At 60.0% G+C, this 11831-nt stretch carries 9 protein-coding genes; 3 read left to right on the forward strand and 6 right to left on the reverse strand.

What is annotated here, in order from left to right:
- Window positions 1-12: 12 nt before the first annotated feature.
- From V1T76_RS07180 to V1T76_RS07190, 3 genes are read right to left on the reverse strand one after another with little or no spacing between them, the layout of a single operon-like run.
- Window positions 13-2019: an MlaD family protein gene (locus tag V1T76_RS07180; protein WP_330559949.1), complete on the reverse strand. Its 2007-nt coding sequence runs from the start codon at window positions 2017-2019 to the stop codon at window positions 13-15.
- 10 nt (window positions 2020-2029) lie between these two features.
- Window positions 2030-2839 carry an ABC transporter ATP-binding protein gene (locus tag V1T76_RS07185; protein WP_330559950.1) on the reverse strand — a complete coding sequence of 270 codons (810 nt, stop codon included), beginning with the start codon at window positions 2837-2839 and terminating at the stop codon, window positions 2030-2032.
- Between the two features lie 7 nt (window positions 2840-2846).
- Window positions 2847-3995 carry an ABC transporter permease gene (locus tag V1T76_RS07190; RefSeq protein WP_330559952.1) on the reverse strand — a complete coding sequence of 383 codons (1149 nt, stop codon included), beginning with the start codon at window positions 3993-3995 and terminating at the stop codon, window positions 2847-2849.
- Window positions 3996-4120: 125 nt separating this feature from the next.
- Here V1T76_RS07190 and dgcN point away from each other — a divergent pair, with 125 nt between their 5' ends.
- Both dgcN and dgcA read left to right on the forward strand, forming a co-directional pair.
- Entirely contained in the window at window positions 4121-5134 is a 1014-nt protein-coding gene (gene dgcN, locus V1T76_RS07195; protein ID WP_330559954.1) for an N-acetyltransferase DgcN, read from the forward strand.
- Window positions 5131-6114, forward strand: a complete 984-nt coding sequence (gene dgcA, locus V1T76_RS07200; protein WP_330559955.1) for an N-acetyl-D-Glu racemase DgcA — start codon at window positions 5131-5133, stop codon at window positions 6112-6114. The genes dgcN and dgcA overlap by 4 nt, the downstream gene beginning before the upstream one ends.
- Window positions 6115-6215: 101 nt before the next feature.
- Here the strand turns inward: dgcA and V1T76_RS07205 are convergent, their stop codons facing one another.
- Entirely contained in the window at window positions 6216-7406 is a 1191-nt protein-coding gene (locus tag V1T76_RS07205) for an MFS transporter (RefSeq protein ID WP_330559956.1), read from the reverse strand.
- Between the two features lie 120 nt (window positions 7407-7526).
- Between V1T76_RS07205 and V1T76_RS07210 the strand changes: the two genes are divergently transcribed.
- A complete protein-coding gene (locus V1T76_RS07210; RefSeq protein WP_330559957.1) occupies window positions 7527-8654 on the forward strand; it encodes a protein phosphatase CheZ in 1128 nt (375 codons plus the stop codon).
- A gap of 395 nt (window positions 8655-9049) precedes the next feature.
- On the opposite strand, the gene V1T76_RS07215 is transcribed toward V1T76_RS07210, so the two are convergent.
- Both V1T76_RS07215 and V1T76_RS07220 read right to left on the reverse strand, forming a co-directional pair.
- Window positions 9050-10384 (reverse strand): globin-coupled sensor protein, encoded by a 1335-nt coding sequence (locus V1T76_RS07215; RefSeq protein WP_330559959.1) that lies wholly within the window; start codon window positions 10382-10384, stop codon window positions 9050-9052.
- A 407-nt stretch (window positions 10385-10791) separates the two neighbouring features.
- On the reverse strand, window positions 10792-11817 hold the full coding sequence (locus tag V1T76_RS07220) for a threonine ammonia-lyase (RefSeq protein WP_330559960.1): 1026 nt from the start codon (window positions 11815-11817) through the stop codon (window positions 10792-10794).
- Between the last annotated feature and the right edge of the window lie 14 nt (window positions 11818-11831).

Raw genomic sequence — 11831 nt, forward strand, 5'->3', positions numbered from 1 at the left:
GCACATTCAGTCTCACCGGCGCCGCCCGCCGTTATAGGTCGGCACATCCTCACCCCCGAAGATCACCCGGTTCGGACTGCGTTCAAAGCTTTCCGCCGCCCGCTGGATCGAGATCAGTGTCCGGTTGACCTGCGCCAGTGCCGCAGCAAAATCGGCTGAGCCCTGCGTCGCAAACTTGGAAAGCCCGCCCGCGATTGCATCCGCCCGGCTTTCAAACGCAACCGCAACCTTGCGGATCGCCTGCGCCGCCAGCGTTGCTTCCTTGATCAGGCCCTCGCCGTCGCCATCCACCATGGTGGAAACCTTCTCCACCAGGCTTTCGACACGAACAGAGGTGGAATTCAGCGTCGCGGTCATCTGTTTGGCATCGGTGATGATCTGGTCGACGTCAGGTGTCCGCTTGGAGAGATCTTCCGTCATCTTCTGAACGTTGTCGGCTGCCTTGCGGGCGCTTTCCAGGATGGCCGGAATGCCGTCTTCCGGGTTTGCAAGACCGGCGGTCGCCGTCTCGACGGAACCGACGATATTCGCGACCTTTTCCGGATCCACGGCCTTCATCAGGTCGTTCGCGGTCTGGAGCGTCGTCGCAAAGCGCTCCGCAGCCGCCTGAACATCGGTGATCAGCGCCGCGATCCGATCATCCTGGCCACGAACCGTTGCCGATACGGCCTCGAAGTTCTGAACGGTGGACTTGGTAGACGCGATGATCTCGTTGATCTGGCTTTGCTGATTGTTGAAGTTGTCGATGATGCTGGAAACGTTGTCGACGGCCTTGCTGACCTTTTCCGGATCGACACTGGCCACGAGCTCGTCGACCTTGCCCAGCGATGCGTTGAGGTTGTCGGTGAAGGTGCCGACATTGGCAACCACTTCTTCAACCTTGAGCGGATCGATGGCAGCGGCGATTTCCACGCCGCGCGTCATGATGGCGTCCACCTTGACCACGACCTCACGCCCGCCCTGCACGATATCCTTGATCGCGCCTTCCTGGTTCCTGATGTTTTCCACCACCGCATTTACGTTCTGCATGGTTTCGCTGGTGGAACTGATCAGCTTGTCGATGTCCCCGGTGCGCTTCTGCAGCACCTCGCCAAGCGCCGCAGCCCCTTGCACCACTTTCTGGACATCTTCAGGATTGACGGCGCCAACGATCCTGTGAACACGGTCCAGCCCCTCGTTTAGGTTCACCGTGAAGGTCTGCAATTCCTTCGCCGCGCTCTGGGCGTCAGCCATCAGGAGATCGATGTCGCTGCTGGCCTTGCCGAGACTTGCGGAAAATTTCGACAGGTCATCGACAATCTCGGTCACCTTGTCGGACGGCACGGCTGCCAGAATGCGCTCGCCTTCCTGCACCAGCGTCTCAAGACGGGCGGACAGGCTGGAGAATGCCTCGGATGCCTTGCCGATGCTGGCCATGAAATCCTTCACGCCATCGGAATTGGCCGCAAGTGCTGCGGAAAACGTCTCGGCGTTGTTGACGATCTCGGTGATCGCCGGGCCGTTGTCCTTGAGCAGGTCATCGACCGTCTTCATGGTCGAATCCGCACGCTTCAGCACATCGCGGGCACCATCGACGATATCGTCGAAGAAGGACCGTTCGGCGTAGATGACCGGAACCTTGTCCTCGTCCTGACCGCCATTAGAGCTGAGCAGAAGAGGCGATTCGGACGACCCGCCGCTAAGATCGACGTAAGCGACGCCCGTCAGGCCTGTGAAATTCAGCGTTGCCTTGGTGTCCTCGCGCAAAGGTGTGGAGGGCTTGATGCCGATTGTCGCCACCACCTTGGTCGGATCGCCCGGCGCGAAGTCCAGAGATTTCACATCGCCCACCTTGATGCCGTTGAACAGCACCTGCCCGCCCACGGGAAGACCCGTCACAGGCCCGGGATAGACAATCTTCAGTTCAACATTCTGCCTGGAGTCCGCAGTTACGGCGAGCCAATACACAAAGCCGAACGCACCGATCAGGACTGCCACCATGAAGGCGCCGATCAGGATATAGTTCGCGCGGGTTTCCATTCAGTCCAACCTATGCTCGGCGCAGGGCACGTTCACCCCTGAAGTAAGATTTAATCCAGGGATCATCATTTTTCATCATATCGTCCATCGTTCCGATGGCCAGAACCCGCTTTTTCCCAAGAACAGCAATTCGATCGCAGATAGAATGCAAACTATCAAGATCATGGGTGACCATATAAACGGTCAGTCCGAGGGTCGAACTGAGATTTGCAATAAGCGAATCAAAGGCCGCCGCCCCGATCGGATCAAGTCCGGACGTCGGTTCGTCCAGAAACACCAAATCCGGGTCGAGTGCAAGGGCACGGGCCAGGCTGGCCCGTTTGATCATGCCCCCGGAAAGCTCTGACGGAAGCTTGTCTGCAGCATCTTGCGGCAAGCCGACAAGCTCCAGCTTCAAGGTCGCGAGCTCGTCCATCAACTGCGGAGAAAGCTTGAGGTGCTCCCGCATGGGCACCTGAATGTTCTGCTTGACCGACAGCGACGAAAACAGGGCGCCCTGCTGAAAAAGCACCCCCCAGCGGCGCTCGATGGCCGTGCGCTCCTTCGCGGTTGCGGTCGACAGATCGTGCCCGAATACAGAGATCTTTCCGCTTCTCCGCGGCGTCAGGCCCAGGATTGTGCGCATCAGGACCGACTTGCCGGTCCCCGATCCGCCCACGAACCCCAGCACCTCGCCCCGGCGCACATCAAGATCGAGATCCTGCAGGATGATCTTGGAACCGAACCCGACAGTAATATCGCGAACGGACAGAACATTGTCCGCCCCCTCTCCCGTCTCGGCGATCTCTTTTGCGGGCGCCGCGCCTTGGCTTTGCGTCATCGGTTGGTCAAACTCCAATCGCGGCAAAGAACATGGCGAAGAAACCATCCACCACGATGACAAGAAAAATGGCTTTCACCACCGACATGGTGGTGTGGCGGCCAAGAGATTCGGATGAACCTTCGACTTTCAATCCTTCCACACAGGCAATCAGGCCGACGATCAGCGCCATGAAAGGCGCCTTCACAAGGCCGACGACCAGCGTATTGATGGTGATGGCTGCCTGCAATTGGGTCAGGAAGGCTGCGGGCGGAATGTCGAGATAGGCCCAGGTCACGATTCCCGATCCGAAAAGGGCCGAGACGTCGGAAATGAAGGTCAGGATCGGCAGCGCAATCATCAGCGCCAGAATGCGCGGCAACACCAGCACTTCGGTCACGCTGAGGCCGATCACATGCAGCGCATCGACTTCCTCCTGCATGCGCATGGCCCCCAGCTCTGCCGTGAAGGCGGACCCCGAGCGGCCTGCCACCATGATGGCGGTCAGAATCACCCCGATTTCCCTGAGCACCAGAATTCCGGCAAGGTCGACCACGAAGATATCGGCGCCAAATTGTCTCAGGTAGAAGCCACCCTGTTGCGAGATGATGGCCCCGATCAGAAAACTCATCAGTGCGACAATCGGCACCGCGCCGATGCAGCTCCGGTCGAACTGAACTGCGATCGAGATACTGCGCAGGCGCTTGGGCTGCAGCAGAACCGTCGACAAGACCAGGCCGAGCGAGCCCAGAATATGCAGCATCGCCAGAGCATCCTGGTAAACATCGACCATCTGCCGGCCGGTGGCTTCCAGAAAACCTGCAACGGAAAACCCGTCCCGATCCGGCTTCCAGCTTGGCGGATGGTGGTTTTCGATCTCTTCGAACAGGGTCTTTCGGACGGGGGAAACACCGGTCAGTCCAACCTTGCGACCCTCGAATTCAAGACGTCCGCGGGTGCGGTGGATCAGCCAGGCGCCGCTGGTGTCCAGGTGTTCGATCTTGGACACATCGATGCAGGTGAGCCGTTTCTTGTCGAGGGTGAGGCCGGTTAGCTCTCTTTCGGCGTCGGCAATGGTGCTGACGGTCCAGTCACCGGAAAGGGCAAGGTACTGTTCATCAGGCCCATCTGCCTCCAGAGCCGATTTCGGCGCGATGTTTTTTTCCAAGAATGCCATTCCGGCTGGCTGCCCTCTTGCCGCTGGTTCACCATCCCCCGTATACCTGATGGAGAAGTTCAATACCAACCGTCATTCACCATGAAGTTGGTAACCCCTCCAGCAGCCACTTGAAAGCTCTATCCATGGAAATTGCACGTCCTTACCTGTTGTTTCTCGGTGATGTTCCCGATGCCCTTGCCGCCAAGACCGCCATTGGCATTGTAGACTGGCGCAAGGACTGGTGCCTGGGCCAGGTCCGCATGCCGGGCTGCGCCGCCGACACCGGCCTCACCGACATGTCGATTGCAGAGGGGGCGGAAGCCGGCGCCAAGACGTTCATCATCGGTGCGGTGAACGCCGGTGGACGTTTGCCGGAACATTGGGTCGAATCCGTCGTTGAAGCTCTCGACGCAGGTATGGACGTGGCCTCCGGCCTGCACGTGCGCCTTGCAAGTGTGCCGGCGATCAAGGAAGCCGCCGAGCGCAACGGCCGCCAGCTTCACGACGTGCGCCACAGCGACATGGCGTTTGCCACCGGCAAAGGCACCAAACGCGCAGGCAAGCGCATTCTGGCCGTCGGCACCGATTGCTCCGTCGGCAAGAAATACACCGCCCTTGCCATGGACAAGGCCATGAACGACCGCGGCTACTCCAGCACTTTCTGCGCCACCGGCCAGACCGGCGTGTTCATTTCCGGCCGCGGCGTCGCGCTCGACGCGGTGATTGCCGACTTCATTTCCGGCGCCGCCGAATGGATCTCTCCCGAGACAGATCCCGATCACTGGCAGATCATTGAGGGCCAGGGGTCCCTGTTCCACCCGTCCTTCGCCGGGGTCACACTCGGTCTTCTGCACGGCTCCCAGCCGGACGGCTTCATCGTCTGCCACGAACCGACCCGCACCAAGATGCGCGGTGTCGAAACCCCGCTGCCGACGATCCAGCAGGTCATCGACATGACGATCGCCTGCGGCAAGCTGACCAATCCGGACATCCGCTGCGTCGGCATTGCGGTCAATACGACCGCACTCGATGACGACGAAGCCCTCGCGTATCTGGCCAAGATCGGCGAAAAGCACGGCCTGCCCGCAACCGATCCGGTGCGCTACGGCATGGAAGCCATCGTCGACAAGGTTTCGGCGGAATTCGGTGCGCCATGAGCCTTGAGGTCAGCATCGAGGCTCAGCGCTTCGAAATCGCGGGAGGTTTCAAGATCTCCCGCGAGACCCGCACCCATGCCCAGGTGGTCGTCGTCACCCTGAGCGACGGCACCGCGACGGGCCATGGCGAAAGCGTGCCCTATCCGCGTTACGGCGAGTCGCTTGAAACCGTGCAGACGCAGATCGAGGAAATCGCGCCCCTTTTGAAAGACGGCCTCAGCCGGGAACAGCTTCTGGAGGCCATGCCCGCCGGAGCGGCCCGCAATGCCGTCGATTGCGCCCTGTGGGATCTGGAAGCCAAGCGGTCGGGCCGAGCAGCGACGGACATCGCCGGTGTCGGCCCGTTGAAACCCGTCACAACTGCTTTCACGATCAGCGTCGATACGCCGGACAAGATGGCCGAAAAGACCCGCGCCGCAGCGCATCGTCCGCTCTTGAAGATCAAGCTTGCAGGTCCTGGTGACGACGAGCGGATTGCAGCCGTGCGCCTTGCCGCCCCCGACAGCACACTGATCGTTGACGCCAACGAAGCCTGGGACGAAAGCTGCTTCGAGACCAATATGGCCGCCTGTGAAGCCGCGGGCGTTGCCCTGATCGAGCAGCCGCTGCCTTCGAAGAATGACGGCCTTCTGGCGGGGCTGGAGCGCCGTGTAGTGATCTGCGCCGACGAAAGCCTTCATCCGGGCAAGAGCATCGACGGACTGCGCGCGAAGTATGACGCGGTCAACATCAAGCTCGACAAGGCTGGCGGCCTGACGGCCGCACTGAAGCTTTTCGAAGATGCGCGCGCCCAGGATCTGAAGATCATGGTTGGCTGCATGCTTGGTACGTCTCTGGCCATGGCACCGGCGGTGCTGATTGCCCAGAAGGCGGATTTCGTCGATCTCGACGGGCCACTGCTTCTGGCCGAAGACCGGTCACCGGGCCTGAAGTTCGAAGGCAGCACCCTTTTCCCGCCTGAGCCGGAGCTGTGGGGGTAAGGTAGCCGCCTGACGAAAAACCAAAAAACGCCGGTTCCCATGATCAGGGACCGGCGTTTTTTGTTGGTCTGGCCAGCGGCGATTCCCAGTCTGTTTCAGTGTTAGCCTACCGCCATCCGCTTTCGCAGCATCGGCGTCATGGCGAGTGTCAGCAGCGTACCGATTGCCGCGACCACCGACATCACGAAAAAGGGCCAGTCCGGATTGATCTCGTAAATGGCACCGGAAATGCTGAGACCGATCGCCATCTGAATGCCGACGGACGTTGCCAGAAGCCCCTGCCCCGTTCCCGCCCAACGGCTGGGCACGACCCGCGCAAGAATTGCCACAGCCCCAAGATGCGCCGCCCCGAAAGAAAGCCCGTGCAATGTCTGAAGAGCAGCCATGGCAGGAATCGTATCGGCGAAGGGAAACAGCAGCCACCGCACGGTGGCCGCCGCGCCGGCAGCGAGCAGGAAGAGCGGCGGATCGAACCGTTGCGCCAGCTTTCCGGCAACCGTGAACAGGGCGATTTCGGCCGCAACGCCTGTTGCCCACAAAAGACCGATGGCGAAATCCGGAACGTCCATGGCCTGCCAATAAAGCGTGCCGAAACCATAGAAAGCAGAATGGCTTGCCTGATAAAGACCGAGCACCACTAGCAATGGCCAGAACCAGACGCTTTTGAAGGGCGTGTCCTTGTCGTCGTCGTCCGCTCCAGAGACAGTCTCGTCACCCGACCCGGCGCGCGCTTCACGCCGCTTCTGGCGGGGCAATGACATGGCAACGGCTCCCGTTGCGAGCGAAGCCAGCCCAACGGCAACCACGATGAGCCAGGACGTGCCCTCCGCGGCCAGCGAACCACCGACAATGCTGGCGACCACAAAACCGGCCGAGCCCCAAAGCCGCATCCGCGCATAATCGGCCCCGGTATTGCGCTGAACATCCAACGCATAGGCATCGCTGAGCGGCACCACTGGCGCATTCATGACCATGTAGCCGATCACGGCGATGGAAAGGAACACTAGCCCCAAGGGAAGGAAATAAAGCCCGATGAAGGTCGCGGCCGCCAGAGAATAGATCAGGATCGACAGACGGCGCTGGCCGGTGCGGTCGGAGAGATTCGACAGAAGCGGGCTTGCCGCGATCCGGGCAATCGTGCCTATCCCCAGAACAAATCCGATTTCGGCGGCTGTCAGCCCGCGAAACCCGAGCACCACCGGAATAAACGGCAGAAACAGGCCAACGCCAAAGAAATGGCTGGCGAACAGGGCCGAGACACGGTTGCCGATGCTGGAACGGTCGAGTGACATGGGATACCGGGCGCGGGATCGCCCTAAAAGGATGTTAACGATTTCCGCCTTACCTTAGGGGCGAAGTTGTCCGTGTTACGGCAATAAACGACCCTTAGGCAAGTTGAGAATCGCGTCCACATGAAAGCGGCAGCAGCACAGGAACAGCCGGAGCTGATCGGCGAAGCCGAATATCAGACTCTCGAACAGACCCTGATGGAGTCCGATCGCGGGCGCAGGTTCCTGAAAGAATTCCTCAATCGCAACAAGACACCGGAAACCACCGAAATTCTGACTGCGATTGGTCGGCTGGAAAAAATGATGACCCGGCAACGCAAGGTGCCGGACCTCGACAAGATCCGTCTCGACATTGCAGACATGCACGAGGCTATAGAGCGCACCAAGGCGGAGATTGCCAACATCAAGGCGGAAGGCGAGGAAAGCAATCGCTTTGTAGACGCCTCTCACGAACTCGATGCCATCGTCACCCAGACCGAAGGGGCGACTCAATCGATCCTGGAAGCTGCCGAGCAGATCCAGGAGAAGGCCTGGGTGCTGCGCGAGAACGGCGCCGAGGATGCGATCTGCGACGACATCGATGCCAAGGCGACCGAAATCTTCATGGCCTGCTCCTTCCAGGATCTGACCGGCCAGCGGACGAACAAGGTGGTCCAGGTGCTGCGCTACCTTGAAAGCCGCATCAACCTGATGATCAACATCTGGGGCATCCAGGAAATGGACGCCGATGCAACGGCCGGTCCTGTCGACAACCGCCCCGATGCGCATCTCCTGAACGGTCCGCAGCTTTCTGGTGGCGTTTCACAGACCAACGTCGACGAACTGATGTCCGTCAGCGACGACGTGTTCGACGCCGCGCTGAAGGAAACCGGTGCGGATGAGGGAGCGCCTGAAGCTCCAACTCATGCCAGCGAAGCCGATGTCGATGCCATCATGGCAACCGAGGCCGATGTCGATGACATTATGGCCGGCGGCGATGAGCCCATGGATGCTGCTGCAATCGACGACATGTTTGCCTCCGCTCCCGCAGCCGAGGAAGAAGAAGACGAAACCGAACTTGCCGGTGCAGATCCGGACGCTACGCTGGACGAAGCTGCCATCGAACGGCTGTTCGACAGCGAAGTCGGCGATACCGCAGACGAAGCTGAAGCCGATGCGGAATGGGAACTGACCGAGGAAGTCGCCGAGGAAGATGGCGAAGACCCGCTGAAGCAGCTCTCCGAAGCCGAGCGTCAGGCCCTTTTCAACTAAGGTCGATCTGACAGGAAATTCGAAAAGGCGCCCTTTGCGGCGCCTTTTTTATGTCGTCGGCCAGCGTAAGTCCCCCGCACGCCCCTCCAAAGCGTCAGGCTTTGAACCGGTGCCGAAGAGAATAAGGCTCGTGACCAGAGGGATCACAGCCTCCCCGATCCCGGCTCGCGCTGCACTCACCCGGGATAACGATGGAGAGGAAATAATCATGGAGGCGGCTCGGGCAAAGCTCCGTCACTGCGCTCGCGTTGCCCCTCCTCAAGAAATCATCCCGGACGCAGCAAAGCTGAGTTCCGGATCAGGGCACCAAGGCGTCTGGATAGAAGTGACCAAGTCCCGGCACAAGGCCGGGACAACAATCAGACGGCGAACCACAGCGGTGTGCCGGCCAGGTCTCAGTGCCGGGAGTTTATCTTTGCGAAGAATTGTTCCGCTTGCAGGCCAAGCTGACCGGCCTGATCCTTCAGCGCCGTCGACATGTCCTGAATGGTGACAACGGCCCCTTCGACGTTTTCAACCGACCCGCGCACGGCCGTGATCTCATCAGTAAAGGCCTGAGTGCCCTGGGCAGCGATCTGCACGTTGGAGGAAATTTCGGCGGTTGCTGCCGCCTGCTGTTCCACGGCCGATGCAATACCGGTCGCAATTTCGGACAGCGCGCCGATGATCGACGTGATGCCGTCGATATCCTGAACAGACTGCTTCGTGGCCTGCTGGATGCTGGCGACCTGCTCGGTGATTTCTTCTGTTGCCTTGGTCGTCTGGCTGGCAAGTTCCTTGACTTCTGCGGCAACGACCGCAAATCCGCGTCCCATTTCACCGGCACGGGCCGCTTCAATGGTGGCGTTCAGCGCCAGCAGGTTGGTCTGTGCCGCGATTTCCGAGATAAGACCGATCACCGACCCGACCTGGTCCGCAAAGCCGGCAAGCTTCGTGACGGAATCGTTGGTGCTGCGTGCACCTGCCACGGCCTTTATGGCCATTTCGCGCGACTGCTCCGCCTGGCGGCCAATCTCGAGGATCGATGCGGACATCTCTTCCGTTGCCGTCGCGCTGGACTGCACACCGCTTGCCGTCTCTGCGGAAGTGTTGTCCATCTTGATCATGCGTTCGCCAATGGCGCCGGTCTCCTGGCGCAGACTGCCTGAGGACGCCTCAAGCTGTTCGGACGCCGTGCCGAGCGTGCCGACGGTACCGCCGAGCACTTCCTTAAATTCCTGAATGGCAGCCTTCAATTCGGTCTCCCGACCGACAGCATCGGTCACCATCTTCTCGTGATAGGTGGAGACCGCCACATCCATGTCGAGCATGACCAGCTTCGTCATCACCTGAACAGCCTGCAGGCGCTTGGCTGATGACATGAAGCGCTTTGTCAGGATCATCTCAGTGAGCTGCGTCAGGGCGAAGGAATAGCCGCCGATATACCAGCTTGGATCGAGACCGATCCGTTCATGGGTAAGGCCGATCTTCACAGCGCGTTCCAGATAGGCTTCAGTGGGGCCTTTTGCGAACAGGCCTTCCCAGTGGCTCATCTGTGCGTTCACCAGTCGGGCCTGCTGATCGCCGACAAGCGCTGCCAGATGCGGAACCGTTTTCACATGCGCATAGAACTGGTCCAGAATCTTCGGCAAGGCATCCTTGATCGCCGGCCAGACAGACTGCGCCAACGTCCGATCCTCATCCGTGTAACGGAAAAACTTCAGCCGATCTTTCAAGGTATTAGTCTGCATGAATGCCCCTTGGAACAGCACGCTGAAGACCGGCTGGCCGGCCTCATGAGCTGATCGCTTTACAGTTGCCGGACCGCCGGGCCTTACCAATGAAAAGGCACGGGATCCCTACCCATTTCAGCGTGTGTCGTCAGGCCTTTTCCAAGCCTCTTCAGACTTTTGAAAGGCAAAAGACGGCGAACCGCGCCATGCTTGATGCATCGGGGACACTGGCTATGACCAGCTGATGAAAGGAGAAGACGCAGCACCGTTGCCGGCAATGCGCGCTGCAATTCGATTTTCAGCAATTCCGTTCACGTCGTCCCGACGAAAAGACAAACAGACCGCCGCACCGGATGGTCTCTCCACCCGGCGTCGGCAAACCATGCTTGTAGCCCCCGCTCTAGCGAATAGGCCCTAAGGGCGCGTTAACGGGAAAGTGCCGTCATCAGCATCTGTGGATCTATGTTTCCGCCAGTCAGCACAATACCAACGGTCTTGCCCCTGAAAGGAAGCTTTCCGGCCAGCAAGGCAGCCAATGCAACCGCGCCTCCCGGCTCCACGACAAGCTTCAATTCGGTAAAGGCGAAAGCCACGGCCGCCAGGGCTTCCTCATCAGTGACGGTAACGCCTTCGCCTGCAACCCGTTGGAGGATCGAAAACCCGATACCGCCCGGCGAATCCGACAGAAGCGCATCGCAGATGGACCCGGTCTTGACCGGGTTCGACAACCGCTCGCCAGCCTCCAGTGAACGCTTGTAATCGTCAAACAGGGCCGGCTCAGCCGTATGAAAGACGGTACCGGGCGATTTGCTCTCCAGCGCCAGCGCAATGCCGCTGGACAAGCCACCGCCGCCGGTACAGGCCAGCACATCGTCCAGGTGAAGGCCCAGCGCAGCTGCCTGAGCTGCCATTTCCAGCCCGACAGTGCCCTGCCCCGCGATCACACCGATGTCATTGTAGGGATGGACAAATGTCGCTCCGGACTCGGAACACAGGTCTCCTGCAATTGCATCGCGGTCCTCTGTTTCCCGGTCATAGGTGATGACGCTCGCCCCGTAGCCGCGTGTCCGCTCCAGCTTGATCCTTGGAGCGTCGGACGGCATGACAATGGTTGCCGGCATGCCCAGCAACTGCGCACTTGCAGCAACGCCCTGCGCATGGTTTCCGGACGAACAGGCAACCACACCCTTGGGACGGTCTGCCTCCGGTATGAGGCTTAGGCGGTTGAAGGCGCCGCGAAACTTGAACGATCCGCTGCGTTGCAGGTTTTCCGGTTTGAGGACGACTGTGGCGCCGGTTATCTCGTCGAGCAAGGGATGGCGCAGCAGCGGTGTCACCAGCGCCTCGGCCCGGATCCGCTCTGCCGCAGCTTCAACATCCTCGATGAAAACGGTTTCCCCGTCCATCTTCGATCCAGCGTCAAGCACAGGCTGCGATTGTGGTGTCGTCATCGGAACTCGCTCTA

It is taken from the genome of Roseibium sp. FZY0029 (assembly GCF_036350355.1).
Taxonomy (GTDB): domain Bacteria; phylum Pseudomonadota; class Alphaproteobacteria; order Rhizobiales; family Stappiaceae; genus Roseibium.